This window comes from Exiguobacterium sp. s166 (assembly GCF_018618855.1).
Classification (GTDB): domain Bacteria; phylum Bacillota; class Bacilli; order Exiguobacteriales; family Exiguobacteriaceae; genus Exiguobacterium_A.
In genome coordinates this window covers 557,981-578,986 of record NZ_JACSMU010000001.1, presented here as the reverse complement: position 1 = coordinate 578,986, position 21,006 = coordinate 557,981, and the positions used below count along the sequence as shown (strand labels likewise).

The following is a 21,006-nucleotide window of genomic DNA, read 5'->3' as shown; positions in this document are numbered from 1 at the left end:
CTGGAGGAGGCTTATGCGTGAAGTTACACGTCATTCATTATAACGATCTGCATTCACACTTTGATATGTGGCCTCGCTATATGTCGTTTATGAAAGAACACCGGACATATGACTCCCTCGTCTTTGACTTGGGGGACCATGCCGACCGGGTTGCCCCGGCAACGGAAGCGACGCAAGGAAAAATTAACACCCATCTCTTAAACGAATTATCGCCGACGGCTGTCACGATTGGAAACAATGAAGGCATCACATTTCCGCATGACTGGCTGGCGGAACTATACAGCGATGCGACGTTCCCGGTGCTTGTCTCGAACTTGTCGGCCCCATTCGCCAAAGCCGGGATGATTCAGGAATTACCGACTGGGAAAGTCGGTATTTTTGGACTGACGGCGCCGTATTATGAATTGTACGAGTTACTTGGTTGGTCGATTGAGAATCCGTTTGAAGCAGCGGCCCGCGAAATCGAAGCCTTGCGGGATCAGGTCGATGTGCTGATCTGTCTGAGTCATCTTGGTTTTTATCAGGATGAAGACTTGGCGGAACGGTTCCCGGAACTGGACTTGATCATTGGATCGCATACGCATCATGTTCTCGATGATGGTGTCGTCCGAAACGGTGTACTGATTGCCCAGGCAGGAAAACACGGACAATATGCGGGTGAGATTTATCTGAATACGGATACGGGCGAAAAAGAAGCGGTTCTTCATGCGCTCGAATCCTATCCGGAAGATGAAGCGACAGCCGTTCTGCTTGATAAGGAACAGTATTTGGCAGAACGTCAGATGAAACAACCGATTGGCCGGACATCAGGTCTAGCGAATGACTGGTTTAATCCATCGCCGTTCACACAACTGCTTGCTGATACGATGCGGGACTGGTGTCAGGCGGATCTTGCCTGTGTGCCGGCCGGTATGCTGCTTGGTTCGTTGTCCCCGGGACCGGTTTCGTCTTACGATTTACACCGGCTTTGTCCGCATCCGATCAATCCGTGTAAAGTGACGATGACCGGAAACGAATTAAAACAATTCATCGCCGAAGTCGATACGAACCGCTTTGAACAGTTAAAAGTCCGCGGACTCGGCTTCCGGGGAAAGCTGATGGGCAAGATGCATTATGCCGGAAACCGGCAACATCTGGACGATGCGAAACATTACACCGTGGTCCTTCCGGATATGTTTACATTTGGTCCTTTATTTCCGGAAATCAAAGAAATGCCGAAAGAATATTTCATGCCGGAATTGTTACGGGATCTGCTCTTTGATCGCCTATCGGAGCAGTCAGAATTTGGTGAATTACCCATCCGCAAACACTGAATATTTGTTATACTGTAACAGAAATCAGGTCAGTTTTTTACGGATAAAGGGGGAAACCGATTCATGGGACGCAGAGAGATACAACGTAAACCAGAATGGCTGAAAATCAAGCTGAACACGAATGAGACTTACACAGAACTCAAAAGTATGATGCGTGAAAAAAAGCTTCACACGGTATGTGAGGAAGCAAAATGTCCGAACATTCACGAGTGTTGGGCTGTGCGCCGGACGGCGACATTCATGATTCTTGGAAGCATCTGTACACGTGCCTGCCGTTTTTGTGCCGTGACGACAGGACGTCCAAATGAACTTGACTTAGAAGAACCGAAACGCGTTGCGGAATCCGTTCGTCTGATGAATCTGAAGCATGCTGTCATCACAGCAGTTGCGCGTGATGACTTAAATGATTTCGGGGCAGGGGTATATGCAGAGACGGTACGGGAAGTCCGTCGCATGAACCCGGAAACATCAATTGAAGTCTTACCGTCCGACATGGGTGGGAACTTCGAAGCGTTGCAGACGCTGATCGAAGCCAAGCCGGACATCATGAACCATAACATTGAGACAGTTCGTCGTCTGACACCGACCGTCCGGGCGAAAGCAACATACGATCGGACACTTGAATTCCTGCGCCGTTCAAAAGAACTGGCTCCTGAAATTCCGACGAAATCGAGTCTGATGTTAGGTCTTGGGGAGACATGGGAAGAAATCTTACAGACGATGGATGACTTACGGGCGAATGATGTCGACATCATGACGATTGGTCAATATCTCCAACCGACGAAAAAGCACTTGGATGTCATCAAGTACTACACGCCGCAAGAGTTTGCCGAACTCAAGCAGATTGCGCTCGGAAAAGGGTTCTCGCATTGTGAAGCCGGTCCGCTTGTCCGTTCGTCTTATCACGCCGACGAACAGGTCAATGCTGCGAAAAAAAATAAAGCTGCTCTACCGATTGATTGATACTGACAGACCGTCCGCGCCATCTGCGAGGACGGTTTTCTGCTGTCTGACGATTCGTTTTCAATCATGATTATGGTAAGATAAAAGAAGCAGGGGGTGGAAAAATGATACAAGTCAATCGTGAAAGATATGAAATCGTCGAAGAAAAACGGGAAGGATTCCACGAAGAAGCCTTCATCGGCCGCTTTAGCGATGTGCTCGAAAAATATGACTACATCGTCGGAGACTGGGGACACGGACAATTGCGGCTCCGTGGTTTCTATGAAGATAACCATGAAAAAGCAACGTTCGATACAAAAATCTCCCATGTGGCGGATTATTTGTACGAATACTGCAATTTCGGCTGTGCCTATTTTATCGTCAAACGGATGGAATTCGTAGAAGGAGAAGAAGCACCACCTCGCTTCGACGGATCTTCAGCGAATACGTTAAAACTGAAACGGAAGTTTTCGGCGGCGAAAGAAGAGACGGAAGAAGAGCAGTAATCAAAATGACATCTGAAAAGACGTTTCTGAATGGGTGATTTCGGCTAATAGTATAGTATCACGCACCTATAGGGGGAACTATCCATGAGAATCGTCGGAATCTACCATTCAGTACCAGAAGTCGTCAGTGCTGTTCATGATTTACGTGTCGCAGGTGTTGTATCAACGGATTTAAAAGTCATTGCCCATGATCGATATGATTTGGAACAAATCGAGGAATTGGCAGATTTGAATAATCATCAAACATCAACACGTCTGTCGCAAGAAGAACACATGAATCTGTGGCAGGAGATCAAAGGGATCTTTAAAAAAGACAGTGCCGGTTCTTTACACAGTGATGTTCTCGAAGCAAGCGGCTTGACGAAAGATGATGTCAACCGTGCCAACAAAGCAGCGGAAGAGGGACAATTCGTCTTACTCGTCGGCGACGAAGCGGATCAACATTCTGAACGTAAAGCCCACGATGAATCAGATAATACTAACGTCTTTAGCGGTCCTAACACACTCAATGAGCGGAACGACCGGTTACTGTAACAGTAAAAAACAGCCAACTCCCTCGGGAATTGGCTGTTCTTTTGCTTACAGACCGATATAGTCGCGTAAGTATCCTTCAAGTTCATCCGCCGCTTCATCCTCTAAATCAAAGGCATGAGCGATATAGCCGGGTTCATCAAAGTCATCCGTACCGATGATGGCAAACCGGTTCGATAAGAGATTCAACACTAAAATCTTTCCGAAAAAATGTTCGGAATGGGTGATCGCTAAATCAAACCGGCTCGTCTCTCCGATCCAGCAAACGAATCGGGTTTTCGTCTGTTCGACGTCATCATATAAAAAATCACGTTCTTGCATCATCTGTCAGTTCCCTCATTTCCTTCATCTCTGCTTAGATTAAAGGGTTTGGGGAACCTTTTGCAAGTACGGTTTACGTGAAAGGCTGTGTTCTGCGATGACTTTCCGGATTGTCCGTGTTTTTGAGCGCATGACGAGTGATGTCGTCTCAACGATATCATCGGTCAAGAAACGGACTCCGTCGAGCATTTCGCCGGTTGTGACGCCGGTTGCAGCAAAGATGCAGTCGTCACTTTTAATCAGGTCATCGAGTGTCAACAATTGCAGCGGATCGGCAAGACCCATCCGGATGACACGTGCCGTTTCTTCCTCATTCATCGGGTGCAGACGGGCCTGCATGTCGCCCCCCATCGCCTTGACGGCCGCTGCCGTGATGACGCCTTCCGGTGCCCCACCGGTTCCGATGAAGATATCGATTCCTGTCGATGGCGAAAGCGGAGCGATTCCTGCTGACACATCGCCGTCTTCAAACAGACGGACACGGGCACCGACACGCATCGCGGCTTCCCGGAAGTGGTCATGGCGTGGACGGTCCTGCATGATGACGGTGACGTCTTCAATCCGTTTATGATTCAATTCCGCTGCTTTTTGAATGATGAATTCAAGCGGATCGTCAAGTGAGACATGGCCTTTTAAGTTCGGTCCGACGGTCAGTTTATCCATATACATATCCGGTGCGTGTAACAAGGCACCTTGATCGGCGACCGCGATGACGACCATCGCATTACCGAGACCTTTGGCAACGATGTTCGTCCCTTCGAGTGGATCGACTGCGATATCGACGATTGGTCCGTTTGACGTCCCGACTTTTTCGCCGATGAATAACATCGGTGCTTCGTCGAGTTCTCCTTCACCGATGACGACCGTTCCTGCCATGTTGACGGTGTTTAAGACTTCGCGCATGGCCGTTGTTGCCGCATCATCGGCTTCGTTCTTTTTCCCCCGGCCAATCCATTTGGCGGATGCCAGTGCAGCTGCTTCTGTTGCTCGGACGATTTCTAGTGCTAATTCGCGTTCCATCTATGAATAACCTCCAAGTCACTTAATGTGACATACTATTTTCGTAAAAATCTAAATTGAGGATAACACATTGGACAATGTGATGCAAACAGCCTTTCTGCTTTTCATGTTTCGCCGATAGAGCTAAAATGAAGGATGTGAGGGGGAATGTAAGGTGTATTTTGTAAATCGTGAAAAGATTGAACAAACCGTTGTTTGTTTTGAAACGGCATTGCGTCAAAGCAAAGAGTTAACGGGGGATGCTTTGACAGTTTCACTTGCGTGGGAACGGATCGGGTTTTTAGTGATTGAAAGTATCATCGATATCGGGAACAGTATGATTGATGGTTTCATCATGCGTGATCCGGGAAGTTATGAAGATATCGTCATGATTTTAGAAGATGAACGGGTCATCGATGCGTCACTTGCGACGAGCTTAAAACGGATCGTTGCATTGCGGACACGAATCGTCCGTGAATTTACGACATTGAGTACGGCAGAGATCCGGACTGTTCTTTTTGAGGAAGAAACGCAATTGCGTCGTTTTCCGGACGCCGTCCGACATTATTTAGAGACAGAACTCGGACCCGTCTCTGCATTTTTACCAAATGAGGAGTGAGCCAGGATGAAAGCACAAGGATATTTATTTGATTTAGACGGTACGATGTATAACGGGACAGAACCGGTCAAAGAAGCAGTCGATTTCGTGAACCGGTTGCAGGAAGAAGGCGTACCGTATCTGTTCGTCACGAACAATGCTTCGATGACGGCAGAAGCGGTCGCGGAAAAATTACGCGGCATGGGTGTCCACTCGAACGCGGAACACGTCTTAACAAGTGCGATGGCGACAGGTCGCTACATCGCAGAACTCGATCCGGGTGCGAAGGTCTATGCAATCGGAGAAGGCGGGCTGATTGATGCTCTTGAGCGTCAAGGCTTACAGGTCGTCGCAGACCAGCATGCCGACTATGTCGTCATCGGTCTTGACCGTCAGATTACGTATGAGAAGTTAGCGGTCGGAGCCCTCGCGATTCGGAGCGGAGCTCGTTTTATCTCGACGAACGGAGATATCGCGATTCCGACAGAACGCGGATTCTTACCGGGGAACGGCGCATTAACATCCGTTTTACGCGTGACGACAGAAAAAGAACCGTTTTATATCGGGAAACCGGAACCGGTCATGGTCAATATCGCAGCAGAAATGATTGGACTTGCGAAAGAAGACCTCATCATGGTCGGGGACAACTACCATACGGACATCTTGTTCGGCATCAATGGTGGCATCCGGACGATGCATGTCAATTCCGGCGTCCATACACCGGTCTTCATTCAAGGACAAGACGCGCAACCGACCTATATGGTCGATACGCTGGCGGAATGGATTCTCTAAACAAAAAAATCCCCATTGACGGATGTCAGTGGGGATTTTACTGATTAGAAAACTTGTTCGACTTCAACGACGCCGGCTACTTCTTCAAGCAGGGCACGTTCGATACCAGCCTTCAGTGTGATTGTTGAACTTGGGCAGCTGCCGCAAGCACCCATCAAACGGAGTTTGACGATACCATCTTCTACATCTACGAGTTCAACGTCTCCTCCGTCACGAAGAAGGAACGGACGCAATTTTTCGAGTACTTCGTTTACTTGATCAAACATTTCCATGCGTAAACACATCCTTTCTTATAGAATCATTGTAACAGGGTTGAAAAATGTTCTCAATCTGGAAAACTTGTATACTGAAAAAGAAGTGTAGAAAGAAAAGGGGGATATGGGATGGAAATCAAGGTATACGGGGCTGCGAAGACTTGTCCGAGCTGTGTCGGAGCACCGAGTTCCGAAGAGACGTACAGCTGGCTGCAAGCCGTTCTCGGACGAAAATACGGGACGACATTAACATTTGAATACGTCGATTTTGAAGATGAACCGTTTGAAGATGAGTGGGTGACAGCCTTAAAGGACGATGTCTATTTTTATCCGCTCGTCCTGCTCGATGGTGAAATGGTTGATGAAGGATACGTTCAACTGAAGAAAATCACCCAAGCGATTGATCAAAGAATCGAAAAAACGGCGCCGAAATGACCGGCGCCGTTTTTCTTATTTAATCTTTTTGTGTTTCCAAAGGACACCGGACTTCAGAAGACGCGGAACTTTTCCTGTCAAGGCTTGTTTCCCCATGACGATTCCGAAACCATCTGATTTTCCGAGTGACCCGAGCATCCCACGTAACTTGATCTCCGGCAGTTTCGGTAACTTCTTTCCAGCCCATTTCGCCTGCAGGACATCGACGACTTGATCGGCTTGATGTTCGGCGAGCTGACCGCTTGGTGCGTACGGCAGGCTGGCGCAATCCCCGATGACAAACACATTTTCATGTTCCGGCACATGGTGGTGTTCCGTCAGCTTGATCCGTCCGCCGCTGTCGGCTTCAAAACCGAGATCACGGACGACTTTGACCGGTTGTGTCCCGGCCGTCCAAATCGTCAAATTCGATGGATAGGCATCATCACCGTTTTGAACATCATCTGCCGTGACGAATGTGACGTTGGAGTTATTGATGACCTCGACATCATGCTCCTCGAACCACTCCTGGACGTAGGTCGAGACCTTATCCGAAAGGAACGACAAGACAGACGGTCCGCGGTCAAATAAGCGGATTTTTAAATCTTTCCGGCTTTCGTGCAGTTCACTGGCAAGTTCGACTCCGGATAGACCGGCTCCGACGATTGAGACAACCGCACCGGGAGAAAGTCCGCAAATCGCTTGTTGTGTTTTGCGCGACTCTTCAAGTGTCTGGATGCTGTACGTAAACTCTTGTGCGCCCGGTATGTTATGGTATTTATCTTCACACCCTAACGCGATGACTAAATCATCATAAAAAAGTTCCGTACCGTCTTGCAGATGGACGGAGTTCGTCTCGGGTGAAATCTTGATGACATGTCCATACTTATATGAGAGATGTTCTCCTTCCGGAAACGCAATCCGGACATCCCGGTCCGATAATGTTCCGGCAGCAAGTGCATAGTATTCTGTTTTTAACGCGTGATATGGTAAACGATCGACGAGCGTCACAGCCACGTCCTCATCCTTGAATCGTTCACAGATCCGCATACCGCCATATCCGCCACCTAAAACAACTAGTTGCTTCATAACTTAAAATCCCCCTTAGTTCCCCTAAATCAGTCTGACCTTGTATAATACGACATGAGGAAAGATAATTCCTGCCTGAAGGAGGAAAAAAAGTGAATCCGATTATTGAATTTTGTATCAGTAACTTAGCGACAGGGACCCAGGTCGTCATGCAACAACTCGAACGGGACCCGAATGTCGATGTTGTCGAATATGGTTGTCTTGGTTATTGCGGCATCTGCTCCCTCGATCATTTCTGTCTGGTTGACGGGGAAACCGTTGTCGGCGAGACGCCGGAAGAACTGCTTGAAAAGATTTATCAGAAAATCGAAGAGAATGAACTTTAAAAAAATCCCCGTGTCTCAGATGAGACCGGGGATTCGTGTCTGTCAGCGGGCGCAGCTTCGGACTTAGACAGTTTGTTGACGGCGCGTCATCCATGGCTTCAGTTTCAGGAACAGCGGAATGAAGAGTGCTGAGATGAACATCGCCTTGATGATGTTAAACGGCAGAATACCAGCCGTGATCGTCGTCCACTTGACGGCAGGGTCAAGCATGTAGTCCATACCGAAGAACCAAGCGTACGCTGGAAGAATCAAGATATAGTTGAGGATTGCAAGACCGAGTGCCATCGTGATTGTACCAGCGACAAGACCGGTTGCAAGACCTTTTGTAGATTTCTTTTTATGGTAGAACCAACTGACCGGAAGAATGAAAGCAACGCCAGCTGCGAAGTTGGCAAGTTCACCGACCGGAACACCACTTCCGCGGAAGATGTAGTACAGGACGTTTTTGAGTGCTTCGACGATGACGCCGGCTACCGGTGAGAACATGATGGCAGCAATCAAAGCAGGAACGTCACTGAAGTCAATCTTCAAGTAGTTCGGTAAAAAAGGAAGCGGGAAATTCAGTAGCATAAGAACAAACGAAATTGAACCTAACATGGATAATGTGACCATTTTTTGTGTGCGTTTCATACGAGTATAATCTCCTTTTGCTCGTTCCTCTCGATGAAGTATTGGCATGTCTGCGTCCAAAATAAACCCCCATCGAAGTGTTCGATAGGGGAGAAGTCCGCAGTAAACTAAACCTGACCGATTTTTGCAAAAACCGGTTCAAGAAAGAAACATGCCGCCATCTTCTCCCATCCAGACTATACTGTCGGCTCCTGAGTCACACAGAATCAGCAAATAGCGCCCTATTCGCTCGCGGGCTTCAGACGAATCGCCTGTTTACCGCCGGTCGGGAATTTCACCCTGCCCTGAAGATGGAACGATTTAATTTTTTTTGATACAACTCCTTTATACAACGAATTCAAGATTGTTTCAAGCAACTAGGTTTCGATTCCCCTTAAAATTGCGTATACTAATAAAAAAGGGAAGGTGATGACATGATTCATTTAACAGAAGCGGCCGCACTCCAAGTCAAAGAGATGATGTTGCAGGCGCCGGACGATGAACAAAATCTGCGCATGCTCGTTCAAGGTGGCGGATGCAGTGGTCTCTCCTACGGCATGGGCTTTGACAGTGAAAAAGAAACGGACTTAACTTTTGAGCAACACGGGGTTAAAGTCATCGTTGATCAAAAAGATTATCCGGTCGTCAAGGGACTGGAAGTAGACTATAAACAATCGATGCTCGGCGGCGGATTCACGATTACGAATCCGAATGCGATCGCGACATGCGGTTGCGGGACGTCGTTCCGGACGGCTACAAATGCCGGGACACCCGGTGGTTGCTAATCAAAAAACTTTTATCGCAGACGATGCCGTCTGCGTTTTTTTTGTTTTCAGCGCAAAGCGACAGGACTTTTTAAGGCACGTGGAGAAGAATTAACAAGAACGTTAGCACGCTATGACGAGGGAGGACTATCGATGCGAAAGGTACTGATTTTCGGTGGAACACGCTACTTTGGTCGACGGTTGGCATTACGGCTCACGGAATCGGGGGATGATGTGACGATTGTCACGCGTGGGGAACATACGCCGCCTGTCGCGAAGGGCTTGACATTTTTTAAAGGGGACCGGACATCAAGCAGTACAATGAAGGATCTTGGAAGTCAAAACTGGGATATCATCTATGACAATATCTGCTTTAATCCGTATCAGGCGAAGCTTGCTGTTGATGCATTCGAGGGGAAAGTCGGTCGTTACATTCTGACGTCGACGATGTCGGTCTATGAGCAGGGCGGGACAAATGTTTCCGAACGGTCCTATAATCCGTTTCCCGGGAAATACGACCTCGAAAAAGAACATGATTACGGCGAAGGAAAGCGTCAGGCGGAAAGTTATTTCTTCCAACGGGCGACTTTCCCCGTCATTGCCGTCCGTTTCCCGGTTGTCCTCGGACCGGATGATTACACGGAACGGCTGGTCTTTCATGTCAAACGCGCTTTGGCCGATCAGCCGATCGTTGCTGAAAACTTGTATGCGAAGGTGGGGTACATCTCAAGTTATGAAGCTGCAGCCTTCCTTGAATGGTGCGGCCGTTCGACAATGACCGGACCGATAAATGCCGCGAGTGACGGCGTGTTGTCGATTCAAGATTTGATGGATAAAATTGATCACGTGGCAGGAACGACATCGCGTTTTGAGACGGCAGGCGAAGAGCCGTCACCGCTTGCACCGGCACATGATTTCTATATGGATACGACAGCAGCCAAGCAGGCCGGTTATATCTTCCAACATGTCGACGACTGGCTCGATCGACTGATTGAAGAGGAGGTCCGTAACCACAAATGATTACGTTGATCAAACCAACGATACGCTTAGAACCGGAGTACCTCGAGTATTTGTTAGAATGGCAAGAATCCGGTGAATCCATCGTTCCGAGCGTCGTCAGTAAAACCTTCTTACCATTGGAAATTTTTTTAGAAGAACAGGAACAGGAGGAACGGATCGCGCCCGCTAATTGGGTGACCCATTCGACGTATTGGTTATATGACGGGGGAACGATCCTCGGGGCAGTAAATTTCCGACATGATTTAAACGATCAATTGCAACAAGTCGGCGGTCATATCGGATACGGGATTCGACCGAGTGAGCGGAACAAGGGATACGCGACAGAAGGATTACGCCAAGCACTGGGCGTGGCAAAGGAGCGGGGACTTAGCTCGGTCTTGATCACCTGCAGTTCAGAGAATGCCGCATCCGGCCGTGTAATCCTGGCAAACGGCGGTCAAGAGATTGAATCCTTTATCAAAGAAGACGGGACAACGGTCCGGCGTTTCGTCATTCCGTTATGAAATCAGGACCTGTGACGATCCGGCGTGCCGTTATGGAAGATGCTGGCGCGATTGCGCGGATTCAGATTAAATCTTGGCAGGAAACGTACCGGAAAATCATTCCGGATGCGTATTTTGATCAATTGTCACAGGAGAAGCGGGAACCGGGTTGGCGGAAAAGCCTTGCCGAAGGTCCGGTTTTCGTCGCGCTTGATCAGACAAACGAAATCGTCGTTTTTGCGAACGGTGGACCAAACAGGGAAAATGATGCGACGGAAGGAGAACTGTACGCGCTCTATCTTTTGAAAAGCCATCAGGGGCAAGGAACCGGTAAACGGTTGTTTGATCACGTGTTGGAAGATCTCGGACGGAAAGGCTTCCCGTCCTGTATTGTAAGTGTGCTGGCAGATAACCCGTCCCGTCACTTTTACGAACGTTTCGGCGGACGACTCGTTTCCGAACAATCAATCGCGCGGGGCGGGAAACAACTGGTCGAGTATACGTATCGGATTCTATTTGAATCATCATCCGACAGTTGAGTCAAAAAAAACAGCGTCCCTTCGATCCTGAAATCGAGGTGGCGCTGTTGTTGGTTATACCTTAATGATTTTTAACTTTTTCAAACAGACTTGTCGAGTGCTGCGGATGACGTGCCGATGGATCGACAAGCAACTTCGCTTGGTTGACGGCAATCGGCGCTTCACCGAAACCGGTCGCGATCAATTTGACACGACCGTCATAGGTCGCGATATCGCCGCAGGCGAAAACACCGGGAATCGCTGTTTCCATCTTCGAGTTGACACGGATCGAGTTCCGTTCGAATTCGACTTCCCACTCCTTGAGCGGACCGAGTGATGAGACGAAACCGAAGTTGCAGACGACATCATCGGCACCGACGACGATGACTTCATCCGTCTCGGCGTGTTTGAATGTCAACGTTTCGATGCTGTCTTCACCGGTAACCGATTCGAGTGTATACGGTGTCATGACATTGACGGACGAGTTATGCAACAATTCGACCGTATGTTCATGGGCACGGAACTTATCACGTCGGTGGACGAGGGTAACTGATTTTGCAATCGGCTCAAGCATCAGTGACCAGTCGACGGCAGAATCGCCGCCGCCGAGCAAGACGACTTGACGGTCCTTAAAGCGGTCCATCTCGTTGACGAAATAGTGTAAGTTGCTTTCTTCGAACCGTTCGGCATCGGCGACACCGAGCGGGCGGGCAGCAAACGAACCGTTTCCGGCTGTCAGAATGACGGTTCTCGTATAGTGTTCACCTTTGTTCGTGACGAGACGGATCAGTCCGTCATCAAGTCGTTCATAAGCAAGGACGGTTTCGCCGAGCACATACGTCGGATCAAATTCATTTGCCTGTTCCAGCAGACGGTCGACCAGGTCCTGGGCTTTGACTTTCGGGAAGCCGGCAATATCGTATATATATTTTTCAGGGTAGAGCGTCGCCAGCTGTCCGCCGAGTTGCGGCAGACTTTCAATGACTTTCGTCTTCATTTGACGCATGCCTGAATAAAACGCGGTGAACAGCCCGACCGGACCGCCCCCGATAATCGTGACATCATATGGTTGGTGCATCTGAGTCCCTCCTAAAATTGGATACCTCTATTATATAGGAAGTAGGGTTCGATGTTGCAAGTACGGGACATCTCACATTTTTTTTGGTTTGCATAATTTCCCTTTGCAATCTATGATAGAAAATGGTTCAATAAACGTATAGACGTGTGAACATTATTTGAACAAAGTTTTTGAGCATTTATCTGCAATTGAATGTGAAGAAAATCACAACAAAACTATTATGCGTAAGGGGTATCAGAACATGAACACACCAAACATTGTTATTCTTGGAGCCGGCTACGGTGGATTGATCACAGCAGTCAACCTTCAAAAAAAACTTGGCGTCGACCAAGCCAACATCACATTAATCAATAAACACGATTATCACTATCAAACAACGTGGCTACATGAACCAGCAGCAGGTACGATGTCTGCTGAACAAGCACGTATCTATATCAACGATGTCATCAACCCTTCACGCGTCAAGCTTGTTAAAGGAATCGTCGAAAAAGTCGATACAGCAAGCAACACAGTGAAGCTCGTCGACGGTGGAACAGTTCCTTACGATTATGTCGTCGTGGCACTCGGTGGAGTTCCTGAAACATTCGGCATTAAAGGATTGAAAGAGAACGCTCTAACAATCAGTTCATTGAACAGTGTCCGTAAAATCAAAGAGCACATCGACTACTCATTCGCAGAGTATAAAACGACAGGTTCAACAAACCGTTCACTCTTGACAATCGTCGTCGGTGGTGCCGGGTTTACAGGTATCGAGTTCATGGGTGAGCTCGTCAACCGGATTCCTGAACTGTGCAAACAATATGACATCCCGCGCGAACTCGTTCGTGTCGTCAATATCGAAGCTGCACCGACTGTTCTTCCGGGATTCGATGCAGATCTCGTAAACTACGCACACAAATGGCTTGAGCGCCAAGGCATCGAGTTTAAACTCGGTAACGGCATCAAGGAATGTGGACCGGGCAGCGTTACATTCGGACCGCTCCAAGGGGATACGACAGAAACAATCGAAGCAAACACAATCATCTGGACTGGTGGCGTCAGCGGTAACCCTGTTGTTGCAGCGTCTGGTTTTGAAGCAATGCGTAACCGTGTTGTCGTCGAAGAAGACCTCCGCGTTCCTGGACATGAAAATGTCTTCATGATTGGTGACTGTTCAGCTGTTATGGATCCGGCTTCAAACCGTCCATACCCGCCGACAGCACAAATCGCAACACAACAGGCACATAAAGTGGCTGAAAACATTGCAGCACTCATCGGTGGACGTCAAACATCGACATTCACATACGAAAACAAAGGAACTGTCGCTTCACTTGGTCATAAAGATGGAATCGGAATGGTCTTCGGTAAGAAGATTTACGGCCGTAATGCATCGTTCATGAAAAAAGTCATCGACAACAAACATTTCCTTGAGCTTAAAAAGATTGGTCTTGCCATCAAAAAAGGTAAATTCTAAGTTCACGTTTTAGGCAAATGTACACTCGTGCATTTGCCTTTTTTGTCGGTTATACTAAAAGAGATTTAAAGGGGGAACATTATGCATATCATTCAAGCCGTGATCGGGAGTGTTCTGTATCTCGTCATGTTCTTTAGTATCGGTTTTATCTTAAACATGTTGTTACGCAGTACGTGGATCATGCTTGTCCTGTATCCGATCATCATCATCATGATGATTGATAATCAGTCGACACTGGATTATTTCACGAATGCGCGTGAAGCGATCCCGAAACTTGGGGAACGCATCATGGGTCTGCAGACGGCGGATATCACGATGTTCGTTGCCGGACTTGCCGGAATCATCATCGCCGGGATGTCGATTCGCTTCCTGCGTAAGAGCGGTTACCAAATGTTTTAAAGTCTACTTGAGTGAGTAGGCTTTTTTAGTATGTGAAAACACGTTATAATAAAATCAGTGTCTTTTAAAAAATGTGTAAGAGCAGATAGGGTTGAGAGCGAATGGATAAACAAATGTACCGCGTTATCAAAGTCTTAAATAATAATGTCGTCATTTGTTCGACTGGTGCCAACCAGGAAGTCATTATCCTCGCAAAAGGGATTGGCTTCGGTCGGAAGCCAGGCGATCAACTAACGGATCTTGAAAAGCTAGAAAAAGTATATACGTTAAAAGATAAAGATGAACAAGCGCAGTACAAGGCGCTTGTCGGACACGTTGATGAAAATTTCATCGCCTTGATGAATGAGATCGTTTCTATGATCGAAACGCGATTCGGAAAACGGGTCGACGAGCACATTCACATCGGACTGACGGACCATTTGACGTTTACGTTCAAGCGGCTCGAACAGGGAATGGAAGTCACGAATCCGTTTCTTGCGGAAACGGAAGCGTTATATCCGGAAGAGTATGCGCTCGCGGAAGAAATCGTCGAATTCATCAGTGCCGAGATGAACTTTTATTTACCGCCGGCCGAAACGGGATTTATCGCCCTTCATATTCATTCGGCGACGAACTTCAAAGATGTGCTCGAAGTCAACCGGCATCATCAATTGGTCGGATTGATCGCCAGTCATATTGAACAACGATTACAAATTAAAATCGACCGGAAATCACTGGATTACAAGCGTTTAATTCGGCACTTGCGTTCAGCGATTGAAAGGGTTTCCAATGGGGAGTACCTAGAGGCGCCAGAAAAAGTAGAAAAGCTATTGCGCGAAGAATATCCGCTGTGCTATGATACTGCTTGGGAGCTGATGTCCATCATGGAACGTCAGTTGAAGAAAGCGGTACCGCGCGGTGAAGCGACGTATCTTACGATGCATCTGCAACGCTTAGTGCAGTACGATTTAGGTAAATGACCGCACGGACTACGTGTTACTGATACGATCAGGCATGAGTGGGATGTCGGGCAAGATGATTTATTTCCGTTTCTATTTTTACGGGATAAGTGTATTTTGTCTACAATCCGCTCGTGCCTGATTTTTTTCTGTAAAAATCGGTCAGATGTCTGACTTTTTTCGACCTGTCATTGGTATTATTCCTTATTCTTAGCTCGTACATCAAAAGGAGGAAACACACATGTTCAAACAGATTTTTGCTGTTCTTCAACGTGTCGGTAAAGCGTTGATGCTTCCTGTTGCGATTTTGCCTGCTGCCGGGATCTTACTTGGATTCGGTAACGCGATGCAAAATCCGAACTTGACGTCAAAACTCGAGTTCTTAAAAAATGATGCAATCATCAAGGTTGCAAAATTGATGGAAGCAGCCGGGGATATCATCTTCGGTAACTTAGCACTCTTATTCGCGGTCGGTGTCGCGATCGGATTAGCAGGAGACGGCGCTGCCGGACTTGCTGCCATCGTCGGATTCCTGATCATGAACAAAACAATGAGCGTTTGGCTCGGCGTTACACCAGAAATGGTTGCTAACGGACAAGGATACGCAAACGTACTCGGTATCCCGACACTTCAAACAGGTGTTTTCGGTGGTATCATCATCGGTTTAATCGCAGCCTGGGCATACGGGAAGTATCATAATCTCGAATTGCCGCAATTCCTCGGATTCTTCGCAGGAAAACGTTTTGTTCCAATCGTTACAGCAGTTGTTTCATTATTTGCAGGTCTTGTACTTGTTTTCGTTTGGCCGTTCGCTCAAGACGGGTTGAACACATTCTCCCACTTCATGATGGAGAAAAACCCAACACTTGCAGCATTCGTCTTTGGTCTCATTGAACGTTCATTGATTCCATTTGGTCTTCACCACATCTTCTACGCACCATTCTGGTTCGAGTTCGGTTCATACACGAACAAAGCCGGTACAGTTGTTCACGGTGACCAAGCGATCTTCTTCGCTCAGTTAAAAGATAACGTTGCCTTGACAGCTGGTACATTCATGACTGGTAAATTCCCGTTCATGATGTTCGGTCTTCCGGCAGCAGCACTTGCTATGTACCATGAAGCACGCCCAGAGCGTCGCGCAATCGTTGGTGGTCTTCTTGGATCAGCAGCACTTACAGCATTCTTGACAGGTATCACAGAGCCAATCGAATTCGCATTCTTATTCGTTGCTCCAATCTTGTTCGCAGTTCACGCAGTCTTCGCAGGTCTTTCGTTCATGACAATGCAACTCTTGAACGTTAAAATCGGTATGACATTCTCAGGTGGATTGATTGACTTCCTTCTCTTCGGTGTCCTTCCAGGACGCACGCAGTGGTGGCTCGTCATCGTCGTCGGTCTTGTTCTTGCAGTTGTTTACTACGTCGGATTCCGTTTCGCAATCCGCAAGTTCAACTTGAAAACACCGGGTCGTGAAGACGAAGTTCAAGAGACATCAATGGCACAAGGTTCTGAACTCGCAGCAGGTATTCTTGATGCACTTGGTTCTGAATCAAACATTAAACACCTGGACGCATGTATCACACGTCTTCGTGTTGAAGTCCTTGATAAATCAAAAGTTGACAAAAATGAATTGAAAAAATTAGGTGCTGCAGGAGTTCTTGAAGTTGGTAACAACGTTCAAGCGATCTACGGACCGAAATCAGATAACATTAAATCTGAAATTCAAGCTGTCATCGCATCACGTAAACAAGAAAAATCAGTCTAATGAGTAAAAGAGCTTTCCCGATTTGGGAAGGCTCTTTTTTTGTGGAAAGAAACATGAAGGAAATAGTTTTGTGTAAGAAACATTAAGGGTATGAAGTAAGTAGTTTGGTCAAAAAAAGGAGGGAAATCACTGATGTGGAAAAACGTGTTCGGTGTATTGCAACGGATCGGTAAAGCGCTGATGTTACCGGTCGCAATCCTACCGGCAGCGGGGCTGCTCCTGGCGTTTGGTACGGCGTTTCAAAACCCGAACCTGACGCAGTATCTTCCGTTTCTCGAAAATGATGCACTAGTGGTCATTTGGCGGGTCATGCAAGATGCAGGGGACATCATCTTTGCCAATTTAGGATTACTGTTTGCCGTCGGGGTTGCGATTGGCCTTGCGAATGGTGAAGGGGTCGCCGGGTTAGCTGCGATTGTCGGATTTTTGATCATGAACAAAGTTATCAGCTCATTTTTACAGATTACACCTGAAAAGATTGCAGAAGCACAAAAGTCGAGTGATTTATCGTATGCCACCGTGTTAGGGATACCGACCCTGCAAATGGGGGTATTCGGAGGGATCATCGCCGGATTGATTGCGGCGTACAGCTATAATAAATTCTTTAAGATTAAACTTCCGGATTTCCTTGGATTCTTTGCCGGTAAACGATTTGTACCAATTGCTACAGCGCTATTCAGTTTAGTCGCTGGTTTTGCACTGTCTTATATTTGGCCACCAATCGGGACAGGAATCAACACGTTCTCGAAAACCATCATCGAATCAAACGAAACGTTATCTGCCTTCATTTTTGGATTAGTCGAACGTTCCCTCATTCCGTTTGGTCTCCACCATATTTGGTATTCAAGTTTCTGGTTCCAGTTCGGTGAATACACCGATAAAGCCGGTAATCTCGTCAACGGGGATCAGCGGATCTTCTTCGCCCAGTTAAAAGATGGTGTTCCATTTACAGCCGGAACGTATATGACGGGAAAATATCCGTTCATGATGTTTGGACTTCCTGCTGCCTGTCTTGCGATGTATCATACGGTTGCGAAAGATCGCCGAAAAGCAGTTGAAGGGTTATATTTCTCGGCTGCCCTGACTTCTTTCCTGACAGGGATCACTGAACCTGTTGAGTTTTCGTTCGTATTCGTTGCACCGTTATTGTTTGCAGTCCATGCTTTGTTTGCCGGATTGTCGTTCATGATCATGGACATCTTAAACGTCAAGATCGGGATGACCTTCTCCGGAGGATTGATTGACTATACGTTGTTCGGTATTTTACCAAACCGGACTTCCTGGTGGCTCGTCATTCCGGTAGGTCTCGTCTTCGCGGTCATTTATTACTTTGGTTTCCGTTTCGTCATCAAGAAATTTGATTTGAAGATTCCTGGACGCGAAGCGATTCAGGAAGGTGCAGCAACAGCCGGTGCGACAGCTGGTGAATTGCCGTATGAAATTCTCCAAGCGTTTGGTGGACCCGCGAATATCAAACACTTGGACGCTTGTATCACACGACTCCGGATTACCGTCAATGATAAATCAGGGGTCAACAAAGAGCGCTTGAAACAACTCGGTGCTGCCGGTGTCCTCGAAGTAGGGGATAACGTCCAGGCAATCTTTGGTCCGAAGTCGGATGGCATCAAGACCGAAATGGCAGAAATTATGAACGACCCGAACTATCAACCGCCGGCTAAGCCGGAAGCTGATCCGATTCCACAAGTGCCAACAGGAGCGGAAGCGCGGACGGATGACCGCTCTGACTTAGCCGGTAAAGATGGAGCCTATGTACCGGTTGAAGGATATGTTTCGCCACTGAGCGGTGTGATTCGTTCACTTGATGACGTACCGGATCAGGTTTTCTCTGGACGGATGATGGGTGACGGTTATGCGATTGAGCCGACAGAAGGATATGTCGTTTCTCCTGTATCCGGTGAAATCACGACGTTCTTCCCGACGAAACACGCGATTGGCATCCTTGCTGATAATGGAGACGAAATTTTAATTCATATCGGAATCGATACCGTCTCGCTTGAAGGAAAAGGATTCGAAGCACTCGCCAAAGCCGGCGATAGGGTCGAACCGGGATCACCATTATTAAATGTTGATCTAGAACAAATCCGGCCACTTGTTCCATCGTTACTCACGCCAATCATCGTCACGAACAGCGGCGACCGGAAAGTCTCGGTCGATGTTGGAAAAACAGTCGAAGCCGGTGAAAAGATTTCGTATGACATTAAATAATGAGCGGTACGATGAACACGATTCCGTTTTTGGAATCGTGTTTTTTTATATGCAGCGAACATTTAACAGTGAGATTTTGCACATACGATGATACAATGAATAAGCTATTATGAAGATTAGCTATTTTTTTGAAAAGAAAGAGGTGAGTCGATGGCTACGACTTCGACAAAAACACGCTATGTCGTGTTAGGGTTATTAATCGGGATTTTGGTAGCGGCAATGGATAATACCATCGTTGCAACAGCAATGCCGACAATCGTCAGTGAATTAAACGGCTTTGATCAATATGCATGGGTCACATCGGCCTACATGATTGCGACTGTGGCCGGGATGCCGATTTTTGGTAAATTGAGTGACATGTATGGTCGGAAACGATTCTTCTTATTTGGAATGTTACTGTTTATCGCAGGAAGTATTCTTTGCGGAATGGCCGACTCGATCGTGGAACTATCCGTATATCGTGCCGTTCAAGGTCTTGGCGGCGGTGCTTTAATGCCAATCGCCTTTACGATTATTTTTGATATTTTTCCACCGGAAAAACGGGGGAAAGTCAGCGGATTGTTTGGGGCCGTCTTCGGAATTTCAAGTATCTTTGGTCCGTTGCTTGGTGCCGTCTTAACGGATGCCATCAATTGGCGCTGGGTCTTCTATATCAATATTCCATTAGGGATTTTGGCGTTAACACTCGTTTCACTGTTTTACAAGGAGTCACCGGTTCACCGGACACAAAAAATCGATTATGCCGGAGCGGTGACGTTGGTTGCCGGACTTGTCCTATTCCTGCTGGCACTTGAAATGGGCGGAAAAGATTATGCGTGGAACTCACCGCAAATCCTCGGTTTGTTTGGAGCAGCACTTGTTGCCTTCATCGTCTTTGGCTTCATCGAACGCCGGGCAGCTGATCCGGTCATCACGTTCAGCTTATTTAGACGGCAATTGTTTGCGGCGACACAAGGCGTAGCCTTCTTCTATGGCTTTGTCTTTATCTCCGCCAGTGTCTTTATTCCGATTTTTGTCCAAGGTGTGTTTGGTGGCAGCGCGACCAATTCGGGTCTGATCTTGATGCCGATGTTGATTGCATCCGTCGTTTCGGCCCAACTCGGTGGACGTCTACCGAATAAATACGGATTCCGGAATGTCATGCTCGTTTCAGCTGTTTTCTTCTTATTAGGCGTTTATCTCTTGAGTACGATGTCGCTTGAAACATCAAGAACAGCCATCACGATCTATATGATCATTTTAGGGTTTGGTGTCGGATTCAGTTTCTCGTTACTCAACCTGGCGAGTATCAACGGAATTGAGATGCAACGGCGCGGTGCTGCCACATCGATGGGATCGACGTTCCGGACCATCGGAATGACGCTCGGGGTAACAGTTCTTGGTATTGTCCAGTCGCGGACATTCTCATCGACAATCAGTGAACAGTTGCCAAATGGCAATGCACCGGATGGCGGACAATTCCCGACGGCTTCGGCCCTTGCGAAGATGCCGCCGGAAGTAGCGAATGCCATCAAGTCATCACTTGCCGAATCGATTTCATCCGTCTACCTGTGGGCTTTGATTCCAGCAGTACTCGGTGTCATCTTTGTGTTCCTGATGGGGAATGAACGTCCGACGTTAAAAGAAGGACAAGGCGAACGACCAAAAGCAAAACAAGCATAATGTGTAG

General features: G+C 47.5%; 23 protein-coding genes, 1 pseudogene and 1 riboswitch. Of the genes and pseudogenes, 18 read left to right on the top strand and 6 right to left on the bottom strand.

Translation table 11 applies throughout. The features are described from left to right. The first annotated feature begins 17 nt into the window (after positions 1–17). The 4 genes from KNP93_RS15830 (at position 18) to KNP93_RS02880 (ending at position 3,295) form a co-directional block, all read left to right on the top strand. Entirely contained in the window at positions 18–1,313 is a 1,296-nt protein-coding gene (locus tag KNP93_RS15830; RefSeq protein WP_214852986.1) for a bifunctional metallophosphatase/5'-nucleotidase, read from the top strand. 63 nt (positions 1,314–1,376) lie between these two features. Next, positions 1,377–2,276, top strand: coding sequence for a lipoyl synthase (gene lipA, locus KNP93_RS02890; protein ID WP_131502152.1), 900 nt, complete (start codon positions 1,377–1,379; stop codon positions 2,274–2,276). A gap of 104 nt (positions 2,277–2,380) precedes the next feature. Continuing rightward, on the top strand, positions 2,381–2,761 hold the full coding sequence (locus KNP93_RS02885) for a YutD family protein (protein ID WP_131502151.1): 381 nt from the start codon (positions 2,381–2,383) through the stop codon (positions 2,759–2,761). A gap of 84 nt (positions 2,762–2,845) precedes the next feature. Continuing rightward, the gene (locus KNP93_RS02880; RefSeq protein ID WP_214852984.1) at positions 2,846–3,295 is read left to right on the top strand and encodes a general stress protein; all 450 of its coding nucleotides are present in this window, start codon (positions 2,846–2,848) and stop codon (positions 3,293–3,295) included. 45 nt (positions 3,296–3,340) lie between these two features. On the opposite strand, the gene KNP93_RS02875 is transcribed toward KNP93_RS02880, so the two are convergent. Together KNP93_RS02875 and glpX are read right to left on the bottom strand one after the other, a co-directional pair. Further along, entirely contained in the window at positions 3,341–3,616 is a 276-nt protein-coding gene (locus KNP93_RS02875; RefSeq protein ID WP_131502149.1) for a DUF3055 domain-containing protein, read from the bottom strand. 36 nt (positions 3,617–3,652) lie between these two features. Next, the gene (gene glpX / locus KNP93_RS02870) at positions 3,653–4,633 is read right to left on the bottom strand and encodes a class II fructose-bisphosphatase (RefSeq protein WP_188004629.1); all 981 of its coding nucleotides are present in this window, start codon (positions 4,631–4,633) and stop codon (positions 3,653–3,655) included. A gap of 154 nt (positions 4,634–4,787) precedes the next feature. Between glpX and KNP93_RS02865 the strand changes: the two genes are divergently transcribed. Continuing rightward, positions 4,788–5,231 (top strand): DUF86 domain-containing protein, encoded by a 444-nt coding sequence (locus tag KNP93_RS02865; protein WP_214852981.1) that lies wholly within the window; start codon positions 4,788–4,790, stop codon positions 5,229–5,231. 6 nt (positions 5,232–5,237) lie between these two features. Then, positions 5,238–6,002 (top strand): TIGR01457 family HAD-type hydrolase, encoded by a 765-nt coding sequence (locus tag KNP93_RS02860; protein ID WP_131502146.1) that lies wholly within the window; start codon positions 5,238–5,240, stop codon positions 6,000–6,002. Between the two features lie 44 nt (positions 6,003–6,046). Here the strand turns inward: KNP93_RS02860 and KNP93_RS02855 are convergent, their stop codons facing one another. Further along, positions 6,047–6,274 (bottom strand): NifU family protein, encoded by a 228-nt coding sequence (locus tag KNP93_RS02855; RefSeq protein ID WP_012371190.1) that lies wholly within the window; start codon positions 6,272–6,274, stop codon positions 6,047–6,049. A gap of 111 nt (positions 6,275–6,385) precedes the next feature. Here KNP93_RS02855 and KNP93_RS02850 point away from each other — a divergent pair, with 111 nt between their 5' ends. Further along, complete coding sequence (locus KNP93_RS02850; RefSeq protein ID WP_131502145.1) at positions 6,386–6,691, top strand: DUF1462 family protein; 306 nt, start codon at positions 6,386–6,388, stop codon at positions 6,689–6,691. Positions 6,692–6,706: 15 nt separating this feature from the next. On the opposite strand, the gene KNP93_RS02845 is transcribed toward KNP93_RS02850, so the two are convergent. Further along, positions 6,707–7,759: an NAD(P)/FAD-dependent oxidoreductase gene (locus tag KNP93_RS02845; protein WP_131502144.1), complete on the bottom strand. Its 1,053-nt coding sequence runs from the start codon at positions 7,757–7,759 to the stop codon at positions 6,707–6,709. Between the two features lie 92 nt (positions 7,760–7,851). Between KNP93_RS02845 and KNP93_RS02840 the strand changes: the two genes are divergently transcribed. Beyond that, on the top strand, positions 7,852–8,085 hold the full coding sequence (locus KNP93_RS02840; protein WP_012371187.1) for a YuzB family protein: 234 nt from the start codon (positions 7,852–7,854) through the stop codon (positions 8,083–8,085). Between the two features lie 63 nt (positions 8,086–8,148). On the opposite strand, the gene KNP93_RS02835 is transcribed toward KNP93_RS02840, so the two are convergent. Then, complete coding sequence (locus tag KNP93_RS02835) at positions 8,149–8,715, bottom strand: ECF transporter S component (protein ID WP_131502143.1); 567 nt, start codon at positions 8,713–8,715, stop codon at positions 8,149–8,151. A 155-nt stretch (positions 8,716–8,870) separates the two neighbouring features. After that, a riboswitch (FMN riboswitch) is annotated at positions 8,871–9,011 on the bottom strand. Positions 9,012–9,128: 117 nt separating this feature from the next. On the opposite strand from KNP93_RS02835, the gene KNP93_RS02830 reads away from it, so the two are divergent. From KNP93_RS02830 to KNP93_RS02815, 4 genes are all read left to right on the top strand, one after another. After that, complete coding sequence (locus tag KNP93_RS02830; RefSeq protein ID WP_012371185.1) at positions 9,129–9,479, top strand: HesB/IscA family protein; 351 nt, start codon at positions 9,129–9,131, stop codon at positions 9,477–9,479. A 132-nt stretch (positions 9,480–9,611) separates the two neighbouring features. Continuing rightward, positions 9,612–10,478, top strand: a complete 867-nt coding sequence (locus KNP93_RS02825) for an NAD-dependent epimerase/dehydratase family protein (RefSeq protein ID WP_188004628.1) — start codon at positions 9,612–9,614, stop codon at positions 10,476–10,478. Then, positions 10,475–10,981 (top strand): GNAT family N-acetyltransferase, encoded by a 507-nt coding sequence (locus KNP93_RS02820; protein ID WP_214852978.1) that lies wholly within the window; start codon positions 10,475–10,477, stop codon positions 10,979–10,981. The genes KNP93_RS02825 and KNP93_RS02820 overlap by 4 nt, the downstream gene beginning before the upstream one ends. Then, complete coding sequence (locus tag KNP93_RS02815) at positions 10,978–11,499, top strand: GNAT family N-acetyltransferase (RefSeq protein WP_214852974.1); 522 nt, start codon at positions 10,978–10,980, stop codon at positions 11,497–11,499. Before KNP93_RS02820 ends, KNP93_RS02815 begins: the two co-directional genes overlap by 4 nt. Before the next feature lie 61 nt (positions 11,500–11,560). Here KNP93_RS02815 and KNP93_RS02810 read toward each other — a convergent pair whose 3' ends face one another. Next, a complete protein-coding gene (locus tag KNP93_RS02810; protein ID WP_131972356.1) occupies positions 11,561–12,556 on the bottom strand; it encodes an NAD(P)/FAD-dependent oxidoreductase in 996 nt (331 codons plus the stop codon). Positions 12,557–12,797: 241 nt separating this feature from the next. On the opposite strand from KNP93_RS02810, the gene KNP93_RS02805 reads away from it, so the two are divergent. The 6 genes and pseudogenes from KNP93_RS02805 (at position 12,798) to KNP93_RS02780 (ending at position 20,999) form a co-directional block, all read left to right on the top strand. Beyond that, a complete protein-coding gene (locus KNP93_RS02805) occupies positions 12,798–14,009 on the top strand; it encodes an NAD(P)/FAD-dependent oxidoreductase (protein WP_214852971.1) in 1,212 nt (403 codons plus the stop codon). A gap of 81 nt (positions 14,010–14,090) precedes the next feature. Then, positions 14,091–14,408, top strand: a complete 318-nt coding sequence (locus tag KNP93_RS02800; RefSeq protein WP_012371179.1) for a YuiB family protein — start codon at positions 14,091–14,093, stop codon at positions 14,406–14,408. A gap of 101 nt (positions 14,409–14,509) precedes the next feature. Continuing rightward, complete coding sequence (gene glcT / locus KNP93_RS02795) at positions 14,510–15,367, top strand: glucose PTS transporter transcription antiterminator GlcT (protein WP_214852968.1); 858 nt, start codon at positions 14,510–14,512, stop codon at positions 15,365–15,367. A gap of 220 nt (positions 15,368–15,587) precedes the next feature. Next, positions 15,588–17,090, top strand: a pseudogene (gene ptsG / locus KNP93_RS02790) (glucose-specific PTS transporter subunit IIBC); the annotation flags it as partial. A 153-nt stretch (positions 17,091–17,243) separates the two neighbouring features. Further along, positions 17,244–19,337: a glucose-specific PTS transporter subunit IIBC gene (ptsG, locus tag KNP93_RS02785; protein ID WP_131502135.1), complete on the top strand. Its 2,094-nt coding sequence runs from the start codon at positions 17,244–17,246 to the stop codon at positions 19,335–19,337. A gap of 150 nt (positions 19,338–19,487) precedes the next feature. Then, entirely contained in the window at positions 19,488–20,999 is a 1,512-nt protein-coding gene (locus KNP93_RS02780; protein WP_188004625.1) for an MDR family MFS transporter, read from the top strand. The last annotated feature ends 7 nt before the right edge of the window (positions 21,000–21,006 follow it).

What these genes read in the sequence shown, in the direction of transcription:
- lipA (WP_131502152.1), top strand. Translation starts at nt 1,377, where the DNA reads ATGGGACGCAGAGAGATACAACGTAAACCAGAATGGCTGAAAATCAAG.
- KNP93_RS02885 (WP_131502151.1), top strand. Translation starts at nt 2,381, where the DNA reads ATGATACAAGTCAATCGTGAAAGATATGAAATCGTCGAAGAAAAACGG.
- KNP93_RS02880 (WP_214852984.1), top strand. Translation starts at nt 2,846, where the DNA reads ATGAGAATCGTCGGAATCTACCATTCAGTACCAGAAGTCGTCAGTGCT.
- KNP93_RS02875 (WP_131502149.1), bottom strand. Translation starts at nt 3,616, where the DNA reads ATGATGCAAGAACGTGATTTTTTATATGATGACGTCGAACAGACGAAA.
- glpX (WP_188004629.1), bottom strand. Translation starts at nt 4,633, where the DNA reads ATGGAACGCGAATTAGCACTAGAAATCGTCCGAGCAACAGAAGCAGCT.
- KNP93_RS02860 (WP_131502146.1), top strand. Translation starts at nt 5,238, where the DNA reads ATGAAAGCACAAGGATATTTATTTGATTTAGACGGTACGATGTATAAC.
- KNP93_RS02855 (WP_012371190.1), bottom strand. Translation starts at nt 6,274, where the DNA reads ATGGAAATGTTTGATCAAGTAAACGAAGTACTCGAAAAATTGCGTCCG.
- KNP93_RS02850 (WP_131502145.1), top strand. Translation starts at nt 6,386, where the DNA reads ATGGAAATCAAGGTATACGGGGCTGCGAAGACTTGTCCGAGCTGTGTC.
- KNP93_RS02845 (WP_131502144.1), bottom strand. Translation starts at nt 7,759, where the DNA reads ATGAAGCAACTAGTTGTTTTAGGTGGCGGATATGGCGGTATGCGGATC.
- KNP93_RS02835 (WP_131502143.1), bottom strand. Translation starts at nt 8,715, where the DNA reads ATGAAACGCACACAAAAAATGGTCACATTATCCATGTTAGGTTCAATT.
- KNP93_RS02830 (WP_012371185.1), top strand. Translation starts at nt 9,129, where the DNA reads ATGATTCATTTAACAGAAGCGGCCGCACTCCAAGTCAAAGAGATGATG.
- KNP93_RS02825 (WP_188004628.1), top strand. Translation starts at nt 9,612, where the DNA reads ATGCGAAAGGTACTGATTTTCGGTGGAACACGCTACTTTGGTCGACGG.
- KNP93_RS02820 (WP_214852978.1), top strand. Translation starts at nt 10,475, where the DNA reads ATGATTACGTTGATCAAACCAACGATACGCTTAGAACCGGAGTACCTC.
- KNP93_RS02815 (WP_214852974.1), top strand. Translation starts at nt 10,978, where the DNA reads ATGAAATCAGGACCTGTGACGATCCGGCGTGCCGTTATGGAAGATGCT.
- KNP93_RS02810 (WP_131972356.1), bottom strand. Translation starts at nt 12,556, where the DNA reads ATGCACCAACCATATGATGTCACGATTATCGGGGGCGGTCCGGTCGGG.
- KNP93_RS02805 (WP_214852971.1), top strand. Translation starts at nt 12,798, where the DNA reads ATGAACACACCAAACATTGTTATTCTTGGAGCCGGCTACGGTGGATTG.
- KNP93_RS02800 (WP_012371179.1), top strand. Translation starts at nt 14,091, where the DNA reads ATGCATATCATTCAAGCCGTGATCGGGAGTGTTCTGTATCTCGTCATG.
- glcT (WP_214852968.1), top strand. Translation starts at nt 14,510, where the DNA reads ATGGATAAACAAATGTACCGCGTTATCAAAGTCTTAAATAATAATGTC.
- ptsG (WP_131502135.1), top strand. Translation starts at nt 17,244, where the DNA reads ATGTGGAAAAACGTGTTCGGTGTATTGCAACGGATCGGTAAAGCGCTG.
- KNP93_RS02780 (WP_188004625.1), top strand. Translation starts at nt 19,488, where the DNA reads ATGGCTACGACTTCGACAAAAACACGCTATGTCGTGTTAGGGTTATTA.